The sequence below is a fragment of the Actinomadura sp. 3N407 genome, from assembly GCF_052245875.1.
Lineage (GTDB): Bacteria > Actinomycetota > Actinomycetes > Streptosporangiales > Streptosporangiaceae > Spirillospora.
The window spans coordinates 43,278-62,867 of the sequence record NZ_JBQQBP010000003.1; the positions used below are offsets into that span (position 1 = coordinate 43,278).

A 19,590-nucleotide genomic window follows, 5' to 3' on the forward strand; every position below is an offset into this window, starting at 1 on the left:
AACAATCAGCGCGGTGCATCGCGGCCCCGCTCACCGCACTGAGATCTCGTGTGCTGCAAGACCGTCGCAACCTGCCCACGCAAGGCCAGGACGGATCCCAGAGCGCTCTAACGGAAGAGTCCTTCGGGTGGCGACGCTCTCGCCCACCCCTGTTCACGGGGAGGTCCGGCATGCCCAAGCTCATGACCATCACTCTGGAGCGTCGCGGCGTCTCATGCGTCGCGGAGCTGCTGGAAAAGGACGCGCCGCTCACTTGCGAAGCCGTGTGGCGCTCCCTGCCCCTCGGCGGCGAGGCGTACCACGCCAAGTACGCGCGCAACGAGGTGTACACGATGGTCGAGAGGTTCTCCGAGGAAGAGGTCGGCCTCGAGAACCCCACCGTCACGCCGATCCCGGGCGACGTCGTCTACTTCTCCTTCGCCGGCGGCATGCTCGACCGGCGTTTCAAGGAGGAGAAGGGCATCCACGCGCTGCCCGGCGTCATCGACCTGGCGATCTTCTACGGCCGCAACAACCTGCTGCTCAACGGGGACGTCGGCTGGGTGCCCGGCAACGTGTACGCGACGATCGTCGACGGTCTCGACCGGATGGCCGAGGCCTGCAACGACGTATGGCGCTCCGGCGGCGTCGGTGAGCGCCTGGTCTACGACCGTGCTGAGTCCTAGAGCGGTGGGCGCGCAGATGACGTTCGACCCAACGCTGGTCGTCGGCCCCGAACTGCTGGCCCAGCACGGAATCGGTGTGGTCGCGCCCTTCGACTTCGCCCTTGACCGTGAGCTGTGGCGGTGGACGCCCGACGACGTGTCCCTGTTCATGACGCGGCTGCCGTACGTGCCGGTGCCGGTCACCGTCGAGATGGCGTCCGCGCTGTCGGACCAGTCGATCGTCCGGCAGGCAACGCGGGACGTGCTGGCCCCCGAGCCGCTCGCCGTCGCCTACGCCTGCGCGTCGGGGAGCTTCATCGGAGGCAAAGCGGGCGAGCTGCGGCTGCACCAGTCGATGATGATGGCCGGCGCACCCGTGTCGACGACGACGTCCGGCGCGCTGGTCGAGTCGCTGCGGCTGCTCAACATCAGCCGGATCGCGGTCGTCACGCCCTACATAGACGCCGTCACCGAAAGGCTGGTGTCCTTCCTCGGCGAATACGGCATCGAGGTGGTGTCGTCGGTCGGGATGGGGCTGCTCAGCCACATCTGGAAGGTCGGCTACGGCGAGATCGTGTCGGCGGTGTCGACGGTCGACGCCCCCGAGGCCGAGGCGGTCTTCATCAGCTGCACGAACGTGCCGACCTACGACATCATCGCCCCGCTGGAACAGATGATCGGCAAGCCGGTCCTGACCGCCAACCAGGTCACGATGTGCGCGGCACTGCGCTCGATGGGCCGCTCCGCGGCCGGTCCCGGGCAGTCCCTCGTACAGATGGCCCCGTCCACGGCCGCCTGATCGCTGTGAGTGATTTTCATCCTCGGTGGGGGTCCGCCCGTACCGGTCGCCGCGGACAGGCGCGGATGAAAATAACTCAATGATCCGCAAAGGTAGGATTGACGATTCCATGCACCAGAACGGGTTGCGCGCCGGGTTCCTCTACCCCGGCTACAGCGCTGAGGACGACTACCCCGCCATCGAGCGCGCTCTCGGCGGGGTGAGCCTTCCGGTCGTGCACACGCTGATGCGCGAGGACGCCCACAGGGTCGACGCCCTGCTGGACATCGGCGGCGCCGACGTACTGGGCGACGGCGCCCGCGCACTGCGCGGCATGGGCGTCCAGGCGGCCGTGTGGGCCTGCACCAGCGGGAGCTTCGTGTTCGGCTGGGACGGCGCCGCACAGCAGGTCGCGGGCGTCCGCGAAGCCGCGGGCGTCCCCGCGTCCAGCACGTCGTTCGCGTTCGTGAACGCCGCCCGCGCCCTCGGCGTGACCCGGGTCGCGGTCGCCGCGACCTACCCGGCCGACGTCGCCGAGAGGTTCGTCGCGTTCCTCGGCCGCGCCGGCATCGACGTGGTGGCGCTGTCCTGCCGGGGCATCGTCACCGCCGCCGAGGTCGGCACCCTGGGCCGCGAGGAGGTCCTCGCGTTCGTCGCGGCCAACGACCATCCGGACGCCGAGGCGGTGCTGGTGCCCGACACCGCGCTGCACACCGTGTCCTGGCTCGACAAGCTGGAGGCACGGGTCGGCAAGCCCGTACTGACCGCCAACCAGGTGAGCGTGTGGGAGGGGCTGCGGCTCGCGGCCGGTCCCGGGGGACTCGCGCCGCGCACCGGGCTGGGCCGGCTGTTCGCCGTGCCCGCCACCGTCCCGCCGGATGTCTTCGAGCACGAAGGAGATATCCGGCAGCTATGAGGAAAGGGGCCCGCGGCATGGGCCGATTGGGTGAGCTGGAACCTGTCCCCCGCAAGTCGACCGTCGAGATCGTCTCGGACGAGCTGCGCTCGGCGATCATGTACGGGTCGCTGGAACCCGGCGTCCAGCTCGGCGAGGCCGAACTGGCGGGCCGCCTGGGCATCAGCCGCGGCCCGCTGCGCGAGGCGATGCAGCGGCTCGTCCAGGAGGGACTGCTCGTCAGCGAGCCGCACCGCGGGCTCTTCGTGATCACGCTGGACGAGGGGGACGTCGAGGACGTCTACCTCGCCCGGCTCGCGATCGAGCGGGAGGCCTGCCAGCTGATCATGGAACGGAACCGCGGTGAGGCGGTCGCCCGGCTCACCGAGGCCCTGGAGGCGCTCGTCGACGCCGCGAGCGACCGCGACCGGATCGCGATGAGCGACGCCGACCAGGCGTTCCACGAGGTGCTGGTCAGCTCGTCCGGCAGTCCGCGGCTGGAGCGGATGGCGCACACCCTGCTGGTGGAGACCCGCATGTGCCTGAACGCGCTGCAGGACACCTACCCGGAGCCGTCCGAGCTGGTGGAGGAGCACTCGCGGCTGGTCGACGCGATCGGCGACGGTGAGGAGGAGCGGCTGCTGACCCTCATCGAGGAGCACATGACCGACTCCATCGACCGACTCCGCGTCTCCTAGCCGCGGCCGTCCCAGGCGGCCATCACGGCGGCCCGCCCCCGGCGCTGGACACCGGCCCGAGGGGCACCTACATTGCAGATTGTCGACAATCTACCGAAGGCACCGGAGGGACGACGCATGGCGAAGCTGTCACCCCTGCTCAAGCAGGCCACCCCCGTCCTTGCCGAGCGCGGCGAGGGCGTCTACCTGTACGACACCGACGGCCGCCGTCACCTGGACTTCACCGCGGGCATCGGCGTCACGGGCACCGGCCACTGCCACCCGCGCGTGGTCGAGGCGGCGCAGCGGCAGGTCGGCACGCTGATCCACGGGCAGTACACGACGGTGATGCACGAGCCGCTGCTGCGGCTCACCGACGCGCTCGGCGAGGTGCTGCCGCCCGCCCTGGACTCGCTGTTCTTCCTCAACAGCGGCAGCGAGGCCGTCGAGGCGTCCATCCGGCTGGCCCGGCACGCCACCGGCCGGCAGAACATCGTCGTCTTCCACGGCTCGTTCCACGGCCGGACGATGGGGGCCGCCGCGCTCACCACCGCGGGCACGAAGTTCCGCGCCGGGATCGGCCCGCTGATGCCGGGCGCCGCCATAGCGCCGTTCCCGCAGGCGTACCGGTACGGCTGGGACGAGGAGGAGGCCACCCGGTTCGCGCTGCGCGAGCTGGACTACCTGCTCATCACCGCGAGCCCCGCGTCCGACACGGCCGCGTTCATCGTCGAGCCCGTCCTCGGCGAGGGCGGCTACATCCCCGCCCCGGACGGGTTCCTGGAGGGGCTGCGCGAGCGCGCCGACCGCCACGGCATCCTGCTCATCATGGACGAGGTGCAGACCGGGTTCGGCCGGACCGGCCGGTTCTGGGGCCACGAGCACTCCGCCGCGCGTCCCGACGTCCTCATCACCGCCAAGGGCCTGGCCAGCGGCTTCCCGCTGTCGGCGATCGCCGCGCCGGCCGAGCTGATGGAGAAGGCCCGTCCCGGCTCGCAGGGCGGCACCTACGGCGGCAACGCCGTCGCCTGCGCCGCCGCCCTCGCCACGCTGCGGGTCATCCAGGACGAGGACCTCGTCGGCAACTCGGCCCGGCAGGGGGCGCGGCTGCAAGACGGCCTCCGCAAGGTCGCCGCCGACCACCCGGAGATCGGCGACGTGCGCGGGCTCGGGCTCATGCAGGCCAGCGAGTTCACCACGCCCGGCGGCGAGCCCGACGCTGACGCCGCGCAGCGGGCCCACAAGGCGGCGGCCGAACGCGGGCTCCTGCTGCTGACCTGCGGCGCGTACGGCAACGTCGTCCGGATGATCCCTCCGCTGATCGTCACCGAGTCGCAGATCGACGACGCCCTCGGCCTCTGGTCGCAGGCCGTCGCGGACGCGGTCGGCTGAGCCGCTCCGGACGCGGAACGGCGCCCGGTGGCGAATGGGGGCCCACCGGGCGCCGCCGTGTCCGGAGAAGGTCAGCCGAGCGGGTTGCCGCAGTCGATGGGCCAGTACGGGCCCCAGATGTCGAGCGAGTGCAGCACGAACTTGATCAACACCGGGTCGAAGTTGATGCCGACGTGCGCGCTGGTGTCGTTCGGGCACTTGTCCTGCAGCAGGACGTTGTGCGCGTTGGAGCCGTTGAGGAACGACGAGGTGTAGGGCGTGACGACCTCGTCGTACCTGGTGGCGAGCACGATGTACTCGGGGCCGGGCACGGTGTCGCCGCCCTCGTTGAGCTTCTTCAGGAAGTCCGAGCCGACGATCTGCTGGCCCGCCGCGGGCGCGGCCTTGGCGATCGCCTGGGTGATGCCGAGCAGGCGGCCCAGCTCGACCAGCCCGGACGCGTTCGTGCCGTGGTTGGACGGGAATGCGGTGATGCCGGTCGTGCCCAGTACCGCGGTCTCGCCGCCGCCGCGATGACCGCCAATGAGCGGAGCCGCCTGAAACGCATGCGCATCTCCCTAGTGCGGGCACGCCGAAAAGAGACCGGGACCCGAATATGCGGGTCCGGCCCCTCATCGCCGTACCGGTCGGGGTGGAGTGCCCATAACGTACGGCCGCCTTCCGGCCCGGTCTTGTGGGACGACCGCCGGTTACCGGAGCGGAATTGTCAAAAGACTCACAATCGGATCAGGCCGCATATCGCTTGACCAGCGCTGCGGGGCCGCTCAGGCCTGGGCCACCGCGCCTTCCTTGAGGAGGGTCTCGGTGTCGTCGAAGCCGAGGTCGTCCAGGACGGCGCGGGTCTGGCCGCCGGGGAGGGCGGGGACGCCGTCGGTCTCGGGGGCGGTCCGGGAGAAGCGCGGGGCGGGGGCGGGCTGCGGGTGGCCGGCCAGTTCGGGGAAGACGTCGCGGGCCGTGTTGTAGGGGTGTTCGGCGGCCTCGGTCATGGACAGGACGGGGGCCACGCAGGCGTCGCTGGGGACGAAGACCTCCGTCCATTCGTCGCGGGTCCTCGTGCGGAAGACGGCGGCGAAGCGGTCGCGGAGGGCGGGCCAGCCGGAGCGGTCGTGCTGGCCGGGGAGGTCCTCGTCCTCAAGGCCGATGAGGCGGAGGAACTCGGCGTAGAACTGGGGCTCGATCGCGCCGACGGCCATGTGGCGGCCGTCGGAGGTCTCGTAGACGTCGTACCAGGGCGCGCCGGTGTCGAGCATGTTGACGCCGCGGCGGTCCTCCCACAGGCCGCCGCGGAGGAAGCCGTGGATGAAGGTTGACAGGTGCGCGGCGCCGTCCACGATGGCGGTGTCGACGACCTGGCCGCGTCCGCTGGTCCTGGACTCCAGGAGGGCGGACAGGACGCCGACGACGAGGTACATGCTGCCGCCCGCGAAGTCGCCGAGGAGGTTCATCGGCACCTGCGGCGGGCCGCCGGCGCGGCCGATGGCGTGCAGAGTGCCGGTGATGGCGATGTAGCCGACGTCGTGGCCGGCGGTGTGGGCGAGGGGGCCCTCCTGGCCCCAGCCGGTCATCCTGCCGTAGACGAGTCCCGGGTTGCGGGCGAGGCAGTCGTCCGGGCCGAGGCCGAGGCGCTCGGTGACGCCGGGCCGGAACCCTTCGAGGAGGACGTCGGACTTCTCGACCAGCCGGAGGACGACCTCCCTGCCCTTCTCGCTCTTGAGGTCGATCGCGACCGAGCGTTTGCCGCGGTTGCTGAAGTCGGTGCCGCCGGTCGCCTCGCCCGCCCTGACCGCTGAGGCGCGGTCGACGCGGATCACATCGGCGCCGAGGTCGGCGAGCAGCATCGCGGCGAACGGCCCCGGTCCGATCCCGGCCAGCTCGATCACCCGTACTCCGGACAGCGGCCCCTGACCCATGTGCGACTCCCTGAATCTCGTTCGGTCCCCCTAGTGTGCACGATCAATGTAAGCGCATGCTGACCCGGCCGCGGCTAACGGGCGGTGAGTTCCACGGGGGTGTCCCTGCTTCCGGTGGCGGTGAGGAGACGTTTCCGCGTGGTGGACCGGCGGACGCCCTCCGCGTGCGGGACGAGGCCGCGTCCGGCGGCGGCCAGGTAGTACCAGCGGCCGGACGGCGCCCGCCACCAGGTTCCGCTCACCGGCCGGCGGGCGTCGCAGAGGCCCGTCGCCCGGGCCTCCTCGGCGAGCAGTGCGGCACGGGCGGTGGTGGCGCCGTCGGGGTGGGTCAGCCGGGTGCAGACCCAGTCGGCGGTCTTCCCGCCGTGCGGCAGCTTCCCTGACCAGAAGTTCCACGCCATCGCGGCGGAGACCGGCCGGTCCGGCCGGGGCGTCAGGCAGGCCAGGCGGTTCCAGAACTCCCGAGCCTTCTCGCCCAGGCGGGCCGGGCGGTCCGTCGGGCCCGGCCGGTAGGCGGGCGAGTGGTAGGTGAGGACGGCGGCGCGCGGGCCGCCCAGGTCGCCGACCGTCCTGGAGCCGAGGTGGAAGAGCGGGCCGCGGCCGCAGCCGGTGCCGGCGCTGGTGGGTGCGGTCACGCCGTCGGAGGTGGCGAGGCGGTCCCCGGTGAGGGTCTCGGGGCGGCCGTCCCAGGGGGCGAGGAGGTAGCGTCCGCCGCCGAGGGCGATCGGGGCGGACGGGTCCTTCCCGGCGTCGAGTACCGTCAGGGCGCCGCCGGGCGAGTAGCGGGCCAGGCGGCCGCCGTGCCGCATCACGGCGACGGGCGTGCCGCCGATGTGGCCCGCGTAGAGGAGCTGCGCGGTGCCGCCCGCGCGGCGGCCGGCCGGCTCGGCCGCCCAGGCGGCCGCGGCGCGGCCGGTGAACGCCCGGTCGCGGGCGAGGTCGCCGCGGGCCGGCCAGGCGTCGAGGGTGCGGGCACCGCGCGTCCAGGCGTCGGGGGCGGCCGAGACGAGCCGCAGGCCGGGCGCCCGGGGGGCGCCGCGCTCCGTCATCACCAGCGCGCCGACCAGCGCGGCGGTGAGGACGGCGGCGGTGGCGAGCGGCAGCACCGAGCGGTTGCGGACGGGACGCAGCAGCGCGGGCTCGAACCGTTCGGGGCGCCGGACGGCCGGCGGCCTGAAGGCGTCGGCCGCGCGGATCACCGGCCACGGGTCGCGGACGCGCAGCTCGACCAGCTGGTCGTGGACCGCGTAACGGGGCAGGCCCTCCACGTGGCGCAGGACGTAGGCGACGCGGACGTGCGGGTGGAGCTTGGCCAGCGCCGCGGTGAGCGCCGGGTCGGGCAGCCGCGTGGGCAGGGCGCGGAGCCAGGGCCCGAGGCCGATCTGCAGCCGGCGGGAGGGACGCAGCGCCCGGCGGAGCACCCGGGTCCGGCGGCGGGCGAACCCGGCGGGCGAGCGGTCCCGGGCGCCGCGCGCGGTGGTGTCCACGATCCGGCGCGCGATCGCGAGCCGGTAGACGCGCTTTCCCGTGCCGGGAAGAACGAAATACGCCATCCGGACAAGGTCGCCATATGCCGATTTCGAGATCGGCGATTCCGTCCTCGTATTCGTCAGGACATCTTCCGTCACGGCGGGCCACTCCCTCTGGGCCGTTCTCTCGTCGCGAACCCCGAGGTTAAGCCGCGCCCCGGCGGGGGCGGGCGAAGTTGGAACAACGATTAATCAGGCCATTGGAAATGTCAGCCTATTTCCGTACGGAGGCGGCGCGGGGCGGGAGACCGCGGCCGTCCCGGCGAGACCAGCCGCGCCCGATTCCTCCCCGTACTACGCTGTTGACCTCCGGGGGAACCTCCCCGGGCCGCAGGACATCGAATGATCGCGCCCCCCGCCGCGACCCGGACCAGCAACGGAGAAGGATCCCCCCACCCATGACCGAGGACGTCCCCGGGTACCGGGTGCTGGAGCAGGTCGGCGAGGGCGGCTTCAGCGTCGTCTACCGCGCGCACCAGGAGCACCTCGACCGGATGGTCGCGCTGAAGGTCCTGTCGATCGCCTCGGTCGACGACGCGGCGATGCGGCGCTTCCAGCGGGAGAGCAAGATCACCGGCCGGCTGTCCGGCCACCCCAACATCGTGACCGTGCTGGACACCGGCACCACCCGTTCCGGACGCCCCTACATCGCGATGGAGTACTTCGAGCACGGGGCGCTCACCGACCGGCTCGCCCGGGAGGGGCCGCTGCCGTTCGCGGACGTGCTGCGCATCGGGGTGAAGATGGCGGGCGCGCTCGCCGCCACCCACGAGACCGACGTCCTGCACCGCGACGTCAAGCCGCAGAACGTGCTGCTGTCGCGGTACGGGGAGCCGGCGCTCGCCGACTTCGGCATCGCCCGCCTGGTCGACACCTTCGACGCCACCCACACGCAGGCGTTCACGCCGCACCACGCGGCGCCCGAGGTGCTGGAGGGCCGGCCGCCCGGCGTCGGCTCCGACATCTACTCGCTCGGCTCGACGCTGTACCAGCTCCTGGCCGGGCAGCCCGCGTTCAAGGGCCCGCCCGGTGAGGGCATCGCGCTGCTGATGCTGCGGATCCTGAACGACCCGCCGCCGCCGATCCCCCGGCCGGACGTCCCGCAGCAGGTCTCCGACGTCATCGGGCGCGCGATGGCCAAGACCCCGGAGCTGCGGTTCGCGACCGCCGTGGAGTTCGCGCAGGCCCTCCAGGGCGTGCAGGCCGAGCTGGGGCTGCCGGTCACCGACGTGGCGCACAGCGGCGGCTCCGTCCGGCCCGTCCCGCGGACGGACGGCGGCACCGGCTCGTCGTCCTCGGGATACTCGTCCTCGTTCTCGTCGTCCGGTTCCCTTTCGGGGCCGCGGCCGTCGTTCCCCGACACCTCCGGCCCGCCGCGCGTCCCGGAGTGGGCGCCGACCAGCCAGGCGCCGCCCGCACCGCCCGCGCCCGCCGCCGCGCCACCGTCGCCCTGGCATCCCGACGCACTCCCGCCGCAGACGCCGGACGCCCTCCTCCCGCAGGACGGCCCGCGGCCGCAGCGGCCGCCCGCCGCCCACGCCGACGCCGCCACCTGGGCGGCGGCCCCGCAGCCGCCGAACGCGCCACCGCAGGCCGGCGATCCGCGGGCGAGCGGCTCCCACACCACCCCGCACACGACGCCGCACACGAACCCGTACCAGCTCGCCCGGGAACGGCCGGACGACGGTCCGCGCCGCGGCCTCATCGTCGCGGCGGGCGTCGCGCTCGTCGGCGGGCTGGCGCTCGGCGTCGGAGCGCTCGCCCTCACCCGCGGCGGCGGCGACCAGCAGAACGCGGGGGCCGCCGTGGCCTCCACGCCGGCGTCTCAAGGGCAGGCGACCGACGTCCCGCCGGAGCCCGTCACGCGCGAGCAGCTCGCCGCCGCGCGCCCGCGCAAGCTCGTCGCCAGGCCGGTCGGCCGCACGGCCGCGCTGGCCTGGGTGCTGCCGCCCGCCGCGAAGGGACTGCCGCTGCTCATCCAGCAGCACCCCGCCGGCTCGGAGCCGCTCATCACCGTCCCGGCCGGCTCCCGCGCGGCGACCGTGCCGGGCCTGCGGCCGAACACCCGCTACTGCTTCAAGGTCGGCGCGGTGCTGCGCCTCAACCAGGGCCGGGCACCGGACGTGTCGTGGTCGGCGCCCGCGTGCACCCCCAAGGGCAAGAAGCGGAGCCCGCGGAGCTAGCGGCGCTCGGCCGCGCGCTACCAGCTGTTGGACGGCTCGCACTTCCAGATCGACGGCCCGTTGTGACTCTTCCAGCTACCGGGCGTGTTGATCAGGTAGCCGATCACGTAGCCGCGGCTCCCCTTCCACGTGATGTTGGTGTACATGTCACCGGCGAGGTTGGGGTCGTTGGGGTGCGTGTAGTAGAGGCCCTGCTCCTTGCAATGCACGGTGACGTTGTCGCCGTTGTTGTCGTGCATGGTGGCGACGATCGCGCTCTTGGAACTCGCCGTCTTCCTGATGTAGCCGTCGGAGTTGCCGTTCATACGCACGGCGTAGGTGCTCGTCGGGCCGGTCAGCCTGCTGTCGATCGTCGTGCCGGAGCCGGTTCCCGCGCCGTTGGCCGCAGCGACGGTGAAGGTGTAGTCGCCGTTCGTCCACACGTCGCCGAGCGTCGCGGACGTCGCCGTGACCGTCTTGCTTCCCGAGACCGGGCCGTTCCAGGTCAGCTTGTAGGTGGCGGAGCCTCCGCCGGGCGGGGCCGTCCACGAGACCTTCGCGCCGGACTTCGTCGCCTGCGCCTTGAGGCCCGTCGGCGCGCCCGGCGTCACGCAGGGCCGCACGGGATCGCTGGCCGGCGACGGCAGTTCACGTGTCCTGCCGTCGGCGTCCTTGTAGCGCACCGCGACGCGGAACCTGTACTCCTGCGCGCAGTCGCCGCCCGTCACCGTGAACGTGAAGGGACCCGCGCCGGGACCGATCGCGGACGGGCTGGCCGTCAGCCCGGACGGGACGTCCTTCAGCGTGTATCCGATGATCCCCTCGCCCCGCGAGGGCTGGAAGTCGATCCGCATGCTGCCCGCACCGGGCGTGACCGACACGTTGGCCGGCGCGGTCGGCGGCTCACCGGGGCGCGGCGTGTCGGGCGGCCGCTGCGTCGGGGGCGTCGACGGGCGCCTGCGGGCGGGAGGCGGGGCGTCCCCGTCGCCGGGCAGCGGGATCGTCCGGCGCTTCGGGCCGCCCGCGACCCTGTCCTTGTACTTGTTGATCCCCTTCTGCACGCCCTGCCGGTCGATCACGACGGCGCGGGGACCGGACGGGTCGTTCGCCCAGATCATCCCGTCCTTGACGAAGACGTCGAGCCCGGATCGCCGGTTCGTCACCGGAATCGGCTTCTCGAACCGGTTGGCCGACGAGTCGTACACGATCAGGGCCCCGGCCGTCTCGTCCGGGATGTAGACCTTCGCGCCGAGCATCTGCGGCGGGCGGTACCGGTGCTTCGGCATCGGCAGCCGGGTACTGGAGTACCGCCCGGTGTCGGTGTCGACGGTCACCAGGGACCCGGTGCCGGGGACCAGCAGCGGGACGATCTTGCCGTCGGTGTGCGCGGGGGCCAGCACGCCGCCGCGGCCCGCCCGCCGCACGGTCGTCGGCAGGCTGATCTTGAGCGGGGACCCGGACGGCGTGACCACCGTGGCGGTGGAGGCGGTGGAGTCGGTGACGACCGGGGCGCCGGCCGCGATGGTCAGCGCCAGGTCGTCGCCCGGCTCGCCGACCCGGACGGGCGGCTGGACCTTGCCGTCCTTGAACGCCGCCACCTCGCCCTTCCGCGACACCGGGATCCACAGCGTGCCCTTGCCGTCGATCCCCGCCTGGCCGAGGATCGGCGGCAGGTCGGCGGCCGCGCCGACGGGGGTCAGGCCGACGGGGTCGATCTGCTGCACGACGCCCTTGACCGAGTCGACCGTGTACGCCTTCCCGGCGCCGGCGAGGACCTGGATGCCCTTGCCGAGAGGGCGGCTCTGGCCGATGTTCAGCTGGGACGGGTCGAGCCGGCTCACCACGCCCGTGTCCAGGTCGATGATCAGGACGGTGGCGCCGTCCTGGACGATCTTGATGTTGTGGCCGCGCATCTGCGGGATCACGGCGGCCTTGCCGTCCACCTTGGCCGCGGGGCCGTTGACGTGCACGGCGATGCCCTTGCTCTTCGCGGCCAGCCAGGCGCCGACGTCGGCGAGGCGGTACTGGGCGCTCGCGACGCCCACCCCGTACACGGCGGCGGCGATCACGAGCACGCCGACGAGGCCGACCGCCACCTGTCCCGTGAGGCGGTCACGCCGGATCCAGCTGAGGCCCGCTACCCGCACGACTACGATCACCTTCCCCCCGTACGAGGAGAACCGTAGTGGTTCCGGCCCGAAGTTGCCCGTGTTTTCCCGATAAGGAAGGTGTTCAAGTTTCGCGAATGGCGTCAGTGAATGTCGGGACTGTAATGTTACGTCCGGTAACGATCACCACGAGGCGGCCGGTGACCTCGGTCTTTCCGGCGAGGACGGCGGCGACGCCGGCCGCGCCCGCCCCCTCGGCGACCAGCCCGTGCTCGCGGAACAGCCACCGCATCGCCGTCCGGATCCGGTCATCGGTGACGGCGGTCAGCTCGGCGGTCCCGCCGATCACCTCCGGGGTGACGCTGCCGGCCTCCAGGTTGCCGGGAAGGCCGTCGGCGAACGTCTCACCGACCTCGACGTCGACGACCCGCCCGGCCGACACCGAGGCGGACACGCCGCGCGACACGGCCGACTCCACGCCGACGATCCGCACGTCCCCGCGTTCGCGCGCCCACAGGCACAGCCCGGCGAGGAGACCGCCGCCGCCGACCGGCGCGACGACCGTGAGCGGCCCGTCCGCCTGCCGGTCGAGTTCCCGCCCGATGGTGCCCTGCCCCGCGATGACCGCCGGGTCGTTGTACGGCGAGACGTAGTGACCGGGCAGCGTCATCGCGTGCGCCTCGGCCTCGTCGTAGGTCGTCCCGTGCTGGACCAGCCGCACCGGATACGCCCCGATCTTGTCGACCTTCACCTGGGACGCCCGGGTCGACACGACCACGGTGACGTCCGCGCCGGACCGGGCCGCCGCATGGCCCATGCCGAGCCCGTGGTTGCCCGCGCTCGCCGTGACGGCGGGCCGCCCCCCGGGAAGCGCCGCGACGGCCGCGAGCGCGCCCCGCACCTTGAACGCGCCGGTCGGCTGGAAGGTCTCCAGCTTCAGCAGGGCGCCGGGGGCCAGGCCGGACGGCACCAGCGGCGTCGCCTCCAGTTCGGCGGAGACGGCCCGCCAGGCGCGGTCCAGGTCGTCCGGGCCGGGCGGCCGGACGGCGCGGGCCGTCACCGGCGGTCCCCGGGCGCCTCGTCCAGCCGGTCGTGGAGGCGCCGCCGGATCTCCTCGGGCGTGTAGGAGCGGCGGCGCCGCTCGGCCCGCACGATCACCGCCCCGGTCGCGGCGACGCCGAGGAACCCGGCGATGCCCAGCGCTTTCCGGACGCCCAGCGTCTTCCACCATCGCATGCGGCTACCGTATCGATCATGCCTGGTACGAGCATCACCCTCGACGAGGCCGCCGACCTGACCCGCACCGGGGACGTGTGGCTGTTCCGCGGCCGGACGGTCGCCGACCGCGCCATCCAGATGACGACGAACAGCCCCGTCAACCATGTCGGCATGTCGCTGGTCATCGACGACCTGCCGCCGCTGATGTGGCACGCCGAGCTGGGGCGGTCGCTGCGGGACATGTGGTCGGGCGGCCACCATCGCGGCGCGCAGCTGCACGACCTGCGCGATGCCGTCCTGGCGTGGGGAAACCGGTACGGGCAGCGGGCGTGGCTGCGGCAGCTCGACCCGCCGCCGACCAGGGAGATGGAGGACGCGGCACTGCGCGCGGTGGCGCGGCTGGACGGCACCCCGTTCCCCTCGACGTCGAAGCTGGCGACACGGTGGCTGCGCGGGCGGGTGCCGATCCGGCGTCCCGCCCAGCGGGATGCGCACCGCGGCGCCAACGCCATGGAGACGGCGTTCTGCGCCGAGATCGTCGCCGTGACCTACCAGTCGATGGGGCTGCTGCCGAAGGGACGCCGCCCGAACTGGTACGACCCCGGGCGGTTCTGGAGCGGAGACGACCTGGAGCTTGAGTCCGGCGCCGCGCTGGGCGGCGAGATCGCGGTCAGCCTGCCCCTCTCCTGACGGGAGCCTTCGCCGGAGTCTTGGCCGGCGGCGTGCTGGTCGGCGTCATGGCCGGCTGGGCCTTGGCGGGTTGTGCCTTGGCGGGTTGTGCCTTGGCGGGTTGTGCCTTGGCGGGCGCGCGGCGGTCCTTCAGGGAGCGGGGGTGCAGGCGGCGCCGGAGGCGGCGGATGCGTCCGGCTTTGGCGGTGACGAGGCGTCCCAGCGCGTCGGTGTGCCGCCAGGCCTGGTCGGCGGCGCGCGGGTCCGGGCGGGACGCGGCGAAACGGCTGCGGTTGACGAGATCGGCGAGCGGGCGCAGATGCCCGTGGGCGTCCTCACCGACGCTGGACGCGCCGAACCGTGCCACCTCGTGCGCGGTCAGCGTGCGGGCCGTGGACAGGCCGACATCCGACAGGTGGTCGAGGGCCTGGTGCCAGGCGCCGGTGATGCGGGCGGCGGGCGATCCGGCTCGGCGGCGCCGCTTGCGCAAGGAGGGAGCGAGCAGGACGGCGAACACGTATCCGATGAGCAGCACGGCCCCCGCGATCGACGCGAACACCCACCATGGCGGAGGCGAGTTGTCCGCGACCGGCTTCTGTGGTGCCTTCTCCGTGGTGTTGCCCTGCTCTTCGCCGCGCTGCTGGGACACGGCGTTCTTCTGTGCCTGCTCTAGCTTCTGTTCCGTCTTGCCCGCGGCGACCGAGTCATTCCCCTTGGAGCCGCCTCCGGTTTCCGGGAGCGGGTTGAAGCGGATCCAGCCGAGACGCTCGAACTTGATCTCAGGCCACACCATCACGTCCCCGGAACGGACCTGGACGGTGTCGCCCACGCGGTTCCCGCCGTCGAAGCCCACCACGACACGGGACGGCAGGCCGAGCGTGCGGGCGAGCAGGGCGTAGGCGGTCGCGAAGTGCTCGGGGGTGCCGCGCCTGCCCTCGGCGAGGAAGTAGTCGAGCTGCCGGTAGCCGTGCCCGGGCGGCGCGGTCACGTCGTACTTGGCGAAGCGCTGGAGGTACTGGGCGAGCAGCGCGGCCTTGTCTAGGGGCGACACCGCGCCCCGCGTCGCCGCCTCCGCGAACCTGCGGAACTCGGCGAGCTGGACGGGCGGCTCTTTCGCGCCCGGCCCCCACGGCAGTTCCAGCGCCGCCTTGGCCTCGGCGTCGGTCGCGACGGTCGCGGCGGCGAGGTCCTCGACCGTCCATTCGGGGACGACGGAGTCGACCCGGTACGTCTGGCCGGGGCGGAGCGGTTGCGCGGCGGCCAGCGCGCCGCTCTCCGGGTCGACGACGACGGGGAGCCCCTCGACCTGCCGGGGGCGGTCGGGGGCGGGCACCCACACGCCGGGCAGGTCGCGGATCGTGATGCGCTGCTCGACCTCGTGCTCGCGGTCCGGCCGTGGGCCTTCCGGCACGCGGCTCCCGGTCGGGACGAACCGGGCCGTGGACGACCAGGTCACGCCGTTGAACCGGTCGAGGACGGCGAGCCGCTCGATCTCGTCCCGGCCGGACTGGACGGTGAACATCACCTGGCCCGGGTTCAGCAGCCAGCCGCCCACGCGGTCGAGCGGGCTGACGCCGTCGCGCTGCAGCGGCGGCGGGGCCCGCACCTGCTCGCGCGGGTTGTACGGCTCGGCGCTGACCGGGACGACCGGCGCCGCCGCGAACGCCACCGCCCCGAGCACGGCGGCGGCGGGCATCCCGATCGCGAGGGGCCGCCACGCCGCGCCGGAGCCGGACTCGGAGCCGGAACCGGGGCCGTCGGCGCGGACGAGGACGAGCACCGCGACCAGCACGACGGTCGCGGCGGCGAGGGGCGCGTTGGAGCCGGGTCCGTCCACGCCCAGCAGGAGCGCGACCGCCCACACGCCGAGCGCCGGCAGGCACGGGGCGGCGCGCAGCGAGGTCCGGAGCGCCAGCTCGGCCGACGCGAACGCCGCCAGCCACACCACCACGTTGACCAGGACGAGGAGCTCCGGCTCGGCCGGAGCGGGCAGCAGCGTGGTCAGGATCGCCTTCCACGAGCTGAGCACGCCCTCGCGCAGCGTCTGCGGCAGCGTCCCGGCACTGAGGGCCGGGCGCAGGACGGTGACCGACACCGTGCCCGCCCACGCGACCACGGTCAGCACCAGCGAGATCCACAGCGGCCAGGGGTCCTTGCCCTTGCGCGGGCCGGACAGCAGCCCGCACAGCACAGCGGGGACGACCGCGGCGGCGGCGGCGACCGGGACCACCGGGCCGAACCCGAAGACGCGCTGGAACGACAGGCCGGCGACGGCGACCAGGCAGGCCGTCACCGCGAGCGACAGGTACCGGGTCACCGGACGCGTCCCAGCCGCCGCCACGACTCCGCCAGCCCGTCCAGATCGGCGAAGTCGATCAGCTGGACGCCGGGCGGCGCCGACGCCGGCCCGGGCGGCCGGACCCGCAGCACCACGACCCGGTCGAAGCGGCTCCGGACGGCCGCGATCGGCCCCAGCTCCACGGCGCCGGACGTGACGACGACGAGCGACCCGCCCGCGCGCACACGGCGCACCACGTCCATGGTGGACTGCGGTCCCTCCCGCGTCCCGACCGAGGTGAGCCGGTCGAGCAGGACCTCCACGTCGTCGCGTCCGCCGCGCGTCTCGGCGAGCTGCCCGTCGCCGGTCACGAGGCGGACGGGGAAGTTCGCCGACGCCGCCGCCATCGCGACCGACGCCGCCGCGTCCACCGCCAGCTCGAAGTCGTCGGGCTCCGGCCACGACCCGGGCCGTGCCTCCAGCACGATCGTCGTGGTCGGCAGGCTCGCGTCGACGAGCTGGCGGACCATGAGCGTGCCCGTCCGCGCCGAGGACTTCCAGTGGATGCGGCGCAGCTCGTCCCCGATCACGTACTCGCGCAGCGCGTGGAACGTCGCCGTCCCCGCCGGGGACCGGTCGCTGGTCGGCCCGTCCAGGTGGTGGGCGCGGCCGGACGGCAGCAGCGACAGCGGCACCGTCTTCGGCCGGACGAGCAGGACCTCCGGGCTGCCGTACTCGCGGGTCCGGCGGGCCAGCCTGAGCGGGTCGGCGCGCATCAGCCGCAGCGGGCCCACCGGGATCTCGCCGCGCCGGCCGGTCGGCAGCCGGTAGGTCACGGTCCGCGTGCCGCCGGACCGCAGCCGCGGAACGTCCACCGCGACGGCGGCGGGGCCGGCCGCGTCCTGCGCGCTCACCCCGCGCGCACCGCGTCCCCTGTTGGTGACGTGCAGGACGCCCACGGCCGGTTCGCCGCGCTCGACCTTCTTCGGCGCGATCTCGCGGCTGACGTCCAGCTTCGCCTGCGGCAGCGTCCACAGCGCCGCGCCCGCCACCGCGGCGAGCCCGGCGATCCCGAACATCGCGGGCTCCGGATAGCCGAGCCACCAGCCCGCCGCGTACAGCGGCGCGCACACGGCCGCCGTCCCCCAGCCGAGCGGCGTCAGCACGTCACACCCCGTCCTCGTGCACCGGATCCTCAGACACCGGCGGCCTGTGGCGTGGGCACCTTCTGCAGCGCCTCGCCCACCACGTCCGCGCCGGAACGCCCGCGCAGCTCCGCCTCCGGTGTCACGATCAGCCGGTGCGCGATGACCGGGACCGCGAGCGCCTTCACGTCCTCCGGGACGATGTAGGACCGGCCGGCCGCGGCCGCGCGCACCCGCGCCGCGCGCAGCAGCGCGATGCTGGCCCGCGGGCTCGCGCCGAGCCGCAGGTCGGGATGCTCGCGGCTGGCCGCGACGACCCGCACCAGATAGTCGAACAGGGGCGGCGCGACATGCAGCCGCTGCGCGAAGTCGATCATCCGGGCGAGGTCCTCGCGGCCCATCACGGGCGGCATCTGGTCGAGCATCGCGCCGGTCGGCGCGCCCGCGAGCAGCGCCACCTCGGCCTGGTGGTCGGGGTAGCCCATCGAGATCCGCATCAGGAACCGGTCGAGCTGCGCCTCCGGCAGCGGGTACGTGCCGTCCATGTCGACCGGGTTCTGCGTCGCGATCACCATGAACGGGCGCGGCACCGGATGCGGGGTGCCGTCCACGGTCACCCGCCGCTCCTCCATGACCTCCAGCAGCGCCGACTGCGTCTTCGGGGAGCCGCGGTTGATCTCGTCGGCGACGGCGAGGTTCGCGAAGATCGGCCCGGGGTGGAACTCGAACGCGCTCGTCCCCTGGTTGAAGATCGACACGCCGGTGATGTCACTGGGCAGCAGGTCGGGCGTGAACTGGATCCGCGTCCACTCCGCCTCCACCGACGCCGACATCGCCCGCGCCAGGGTCGTCTTGCCGACGCCCGGGACGTCCTCGACGAGCAGGTGGCCCTCGGACAGCAGGCAGATCAGCGCCAGCTCGACCTTCTCCCGCTTGCCGCGCACGACCCGCTCGACGCTGCCCGCCAGCGCCGCGAACATCTGCGCGAACCGCCCGGCCAGGGCGTCCGCGTCCACCCCCGCGTTCTCGCTCATCCACTGCACCCCCAGCCGCGCGGGCCCGTGTCCCGCGCGGGGGATCGGTCCCCGATCAATCCCCGTCACCCTCTCTTAGCGCCAGGTCCCGGGTCGGGAGCCGCGACCCCCGGCGCGAAGGGCACCATAGCGGTTTCCGGCACCGTCCCGTACCGGTATTCACCGAATGACCGCCGAGAACCGAACGCGAACGTTATCCATGACGTCCTAATGTTGGGCATCGCGACGACGACTTCGAGGTGGACGTGGACGACATCAGCATCGCCGACCTGTGGGACCGCGTGACGGGAACGCAGCCCGACCCCCCGTGGTGGCTGGTCGCCTTCGTCGGCCTCGTGGCGCTCGCAGCGGTGCTCCACGGCCCCACCTGGCGGGTGGCGCGCAACACGGTGACGATCGCGCACGAAGGCGGGCACGCGCTCATCGCCCTCGTCACCGGCCGCAAGCTGGACGGCATCAAGCTGCACTCCGACACCTCCGGGGTGACGGTCTCGCGCGGCAAGCCGCACGGGCCCGGCATGATCTTCACGGCGCTGGCGGGCTACGTCACTCCGCCGCTGCTCGGCCTGTTCTTCGCGCTGCTGCTCGCCGACGGCCGGATCACGCTGATGCTGTGGTTCTCGCTCGCGCTGCTCGGGGCGATGCTCATCATGATCCGCAACGCCTACGGCGTGCTCTCGGTGCTGGCCACCGGCGCGGTCATCTTCGGGGTGTCGTGGCTGGGCAGCGCCGATGTCCAGGCCGGGTTCGCCTACCTGGCCGCCTGGTTCCTGCTGCTCGCCGCCACCCGCCCGGTGATCGAGCTGCAGCGGATGCGCGCCCGGCACATGGCGCCCAGTTCCGACGCCGACCAGCTCGCGCACCTCACCGGCGTCCCGGGCCTGGCCTGGGTCAGCCTGTTCGGCGCCACCGCCCTGCTGGCGCTGCTGGCGGGCGGCGCCCTTCTCGTCCCGGACGTCGACGTCCCCGACCTGTCCACCCTGCCCGGCTACTAGCTCCAGGCCACGGCGCCCCGCGCCGCGTACCCGTTCCCGGTGGCGGCCGTCGCGGCGGGCGTCCAGGCCGTCCGGCTCCGCCGCCCGTCCGGCGGCGAGGGGCAGGGGCGGGAATCGGCGGCGGACGAACATGGCGAGGATGTCGGAGGAGGCCGA

17 protein-coding genes are annotated in these 19,590 nt (G+C 73.3%); 8 read left to right on the forward strand and 9 right to left on the reverse strand.

What is annotated here, in order from left to right:
• The first annotated feature begins 182 nt into the window (after nucleotides 1-182).
• The 5 genes from ACTWPP_RS07990 (at nucleotide 183) to ACTWPP_RS08010 (ending at nucleotide 4,386) form a co-directional block, all read left to right on the forward strand.
• A complete protein-coding gene (locus ACTWPP_RS07990) occupies nucleotides 183-665 on the forward strand; it encodes a DUF3830 family protein (protein ID WP_443103993.1) in 483 nt (160 codons plus the stop codon).
• Nucleotides 666-681: 16 nt separating this feature from the next.
• On the forward strand, nucleotides 682-1,443 hold the full coding sequence (locus ACTWPP_RS07995) for a maleate cis-trans isomerase family protein (protein WP_443103468.1): 762 nt from the start codon (nucleotides 682-684) through the stop codon (nucleotides 1,441-1,443).
• 109 nt (nucleotides 1,444-1,552) lie between these two features.
• Nucleotides 1,553-2,338, forward strand: a complete 786-nt coding sequence (locus tag ACTWPP_RS08000; RefSeq protein WP_443103469.1) for a maleate cis-trans isomerase family protein — start codon at nucleotides 1,553-1,555, stop codon at nucleotides 2,336-2,338.
• Nucleotides 2,339-2,355: 17 nt separating this feature from the next.
• Complete coding sequence (locus ACTWPP_RS08005) at nucleotides 2,356-3,015, forward strand: GntR family transcriptional regulator (RefSeq protein ID WP_443103470.1); 660 nt, start codon at nucleotides 2,356-2,358, stop codon at nucleotides 3,013-3,015.
• A 117-nt stretch (nucleotides 3,016-3,132) separates the two neighbouring features.
• Nucleotides 3,133-4,386, forward strand: coding sequence for an aspartate aminotransferase family protein (locus tag ACTWPP_RS08010; protein ID WP_443103471.1), 1,254 nt, complete (start codon nucleotides 3,133-3,135; stop codon nucleotides 4,384-4,386).
• Between the two features lie 71 nt (nucleotides 4,387-4,457).
• Here the strand turns inward: ACTWPP_RS08010 and ACTWPP_RS08015 are convergent, their stop codons facing one another.
• The 3 genes from ACTWPP_RS08015 to ACTWPP_RS08025 all read right to left on the reverse strand — a co-directional run bounded on the left by ACTWPP_RS08015 (nucleotide 4,458) and on the right by ACTWPP_RS08025 (nucleotide 7,849).
• Nucleotides 4,458-4,697: a hypothetical protein gene (locus ACTWPP_RS08015; RefSeq protein ID WP_443103472.1), complete on the reverse strand. Its 240-nt coding sequence runs from the start codon at nucleotides 4,695-4,697 to the stop codon at nucleotides 4,458-4,460.
• Nucleotides 4,698-5,150: 453 nt separating this feature from the next.
• Nucleotides 5,151-6,296: a CaiB/BaiF CoA transferase family protein gene (locus ACTWPP_RS08020; RefSeq protein WP_443103473.1), complete on the reverse strand. Its 1,146-nt coding sequence runs from the start codon at nucleotides 6,294-6,296 to the stop codon at nucleotides 5,151-5,153.
• Nucleotides 6,297-6,370: 74 nt separating this feature from the next.
• Nucleotides 6,371-7,849, reverse strand: a complete 1,479-nt coding sequence (locus ACTWPP_RS08025) for a hypothetical protein (RefSeq protein WP_443103474.1) — start codon at nucleotides 7,847-7,849, stop codon at nucleotides 6,371-6,373.
• Nucleotides 7,850-8,223: 374 nt separating this feature from the next.
• Between ACTWPP_RS08025 and ACTWPP_RS08030 the strand changes: the two genes are divergently transcribed.
• Nucleotides 8,224-10,008 (forward strand): protein kinase domain-containing protein, encoded by a 1,785-nt coding sequence (locus tag ACTWPP_RS08030; RefSeq protein ID WP_443103475.1) that lies wholly within the window; start codon nucleotides 8,224-8,226, stop codon nucleotides 10,006-10,008.
• A gap of 17 nt (nucleotides 10,009-10,025) precedes the next feature.
• Here the strand turns inward: ACTWPP_RS08030 and ACTWPP_RS08035 are convergent, their stop codons facing one another.
• The 3 genes from ACTWPP_RS08035 to ACTWPP_RS08045 all read right to left on the reverse strand — a co-directional run bounded on the left by ACTWPP_RS08035 (nucleotide 10,026) and on the right by ACTWPP_RS08045 (nucleotide 13,331).
• Nucleotides 10,026-12,134: a fibronectin type III domain-containing protein gene (locus ACTWPP_RS08035; RefSeq protein ID WP_443103476.1), complete on the reverse strand. Its 2,109-nt coding sequence runs from the start codon at nucleotides 12,132-12,134 to the stop codon at nucleotides 10,026-10,028.
• An 85-nt stretch (nucleotides 12,135-12,219) separates the two neighbouring features.
• Nucleotides 12,220-13,155 (reverse strand): threonine ammonia-lyase, encoded by a 936-nt coding sequence (locus ACTWPP_RS08040; RefSeq protein ID WP_443103477.1) that lies wholly within the window; start codon nucleotides 13,153-13,155, stop codon nucleotides 12,220-12,222.
• Nucleotides 13,152-13,331: a hypothetical protein gene (locus ACTWPP_RS08045; RefSeq protein WP_443103478.1), complete on the reverse strand. Its 180-nt coding sequence runs from the start codon at nucleotides 13,329-13,331 to the stop codon at nucleotides 13,152-13,154. The genes ACTWPP_RS08040 and ACTWPP_RS08045 overlap by 4 nt, the downstream gene beginning before the upstream one ends.
• 18 nt (nucleotides 13,332-13,349) lie before the next feature.
• On the opposite strand from ACTWPP_RS08045, the gene ACTWPP_RS08050 reads away from it, so the two are divergent.
• Nucleotides 13,350-14,003, forward strand: a complete 654-nt coding sequence (locus ACTWPP_RS08050) for a hypothetical protein (RefSeq protein ID WP_443103479.1) — start codon at nucleotides 13,350-13,352, stop codon at nucleotides 14,001-14,003.
• Here the strand turns inward: ACTWPP_RS08050 and ACTWPP_RS08055 are convergent.
• Genes ACTWPP_RS08055 through ACTWPP_RS08065 form a run of 3 tightly spaced genes read right to left on the reverse strand, consistent with a single transcriptional unit; the run spans nucleotide 13,984 to nucleotide 18,439 of the window.
• Nucleotides 13,984-16,299 (reverse strand): DUF3488 and transglutaminase-like domain-containing protein, encoded by a 2,316-nt coding sequence (locus ACTWPP_RS08055; RefSeq protein WP_443103480.1) that lies wholly within the window; start codon nucleotides 16,297-16,299, stop codon nucleotides 13,984-13,986. The two genes, ACTWPP_RS08050 and ACTWPP_RS08055, sit on opposite strands and share 20 nt — an antisense overlap.
• Entirely contained in the window at nucleotides 16,296-17,426 is a 1,131-nt protein-coding gene (locus ACTWPP_RS08060) for a DUF58 domain-containing protein (protein WP_443103481.1), read from the reverse strand. The genes ACTWPP_RS08055 and ACTWPP_RS08060 overlap by 4 nt, the downstream gene beginning before the upstream one ends.
• A gap of 29 nt (nucleotides 17,427-17,455) precedes the next feature.
• Nucleotides 17,456-18,439, reverse strand: a complete 984-nt coding sequence (locus tag ACTWPP_RS08065; protein ID WP_443103482.1) for an AAA family ATPase — start codon at nucleotides 18,437-18,439, stop codon at nucleotides 17,456-17,458.
• Nucleotides 18,440-18,684: 245 nt separating this feature from the next.
• Between ACTWPP_RS08065 and ACTWPP_RS08070 the strand changes: the two genes are divergently transcribed.
• Nucleotides 18,685-19,434 carry a M50 family metallopeptidase gene (locus ACTWPP_RS08070; protein ID WP_443103483.1) on the forward strand — a complete coding sequence of 250 codons (750 nt, stop codon included), beginning with the start codon at nucleotides 18,685-18,687 and terminating at the stop codon, nucleotides 19,432-19,434.
• Nucleotides 19,435-19,590: the final 156 nt, after the last annotated feature.

Excerpts from the sequence above, each read along its gene's own strand:
- ACTWPP_RS07990 (WP_443103993.1), top strand. The coding sequence starts at position 183 with ATGACCATCACTCTGGAGCGTCGCGGCGTCTCATGCGTCGCGGAGCTG.
- ACTWPP_RS07995 (WP_443103468.1), top strand. The coding sequence starts at position 682 with ATGACGTTCGACCCAACGCTGGTCGTCGGCCCCGAACTGCTGGCCCAG.
- ACTWPP_RS08000 (WP_443103469.1), top strand. The coding sequence starts at position 1,553 with ATGCACCAGAACGGGTTGCGCGCCGGGTTCCTCTACCCCGGCTACAGC.
- ACTWPP_RS08005 (WP_443103470.1), top strand. The coding sequence starts at position 2,356 with ATGGGCCGATTGGGTGAGCTGGAACCTGTCCCCCGCAAGTCGACCGTC.
- ACTWPP_RS08010 (WP_443103471.1), top strand. The coding sequence starts at position 3,133 with ATGGCGAAGCTGTCACCCCTGCTCAAGCAGGCCACCCCCGTCCTTGCC.
- ACTWPP_RS08020 (WP_443103473.1), bottom strand. The coding sequence starts at position 6,296 with ATGGGTCAGGGGCCGCTGTCCGGAGTACGGGTGATCGAGCTGGCCGGG.
- ACTWPP_RS08025 (WP_443103474.1), bottom strand. The coding sequence starts at position 7,849 with ATGGCGTATTTCGTTCTTCCCGGCACGGGAAAGCGCGTCTACCGGCTC.
- ACTWPP_RS08030 (WP_443103475.1), top strand. The coding sequence starts at position 8,224 with ATGACCGAGGACGTCCCCGGGTACCGGGTGCTGGAGCAGGTCGGCGAG.
- ACTWPP_RS08045 (WP_443103478.1), bottom strand. The coding sequence starts at position 13,331 with ATGCGATGGTGGAAGACGCTGGGCGTCCGGAAAGCGCTGGGCATCGCC.
- ACTWPP_RS08050 (WP_443103479.1), top strand. The coding sequence starts at position 13,350 with ATGCCTGGTACGAGCATCACCCTCGACGAGGCCGCCGACCTGACCCGC.
- ACTWPP_RS08065 (WP_443103482.1), bottom strand. The coding sequence starts at position 18,439 with ATGAGCGAGAACGCGGGGGTGGACGCGGACGCCCTGGCCGGGCGGTTC.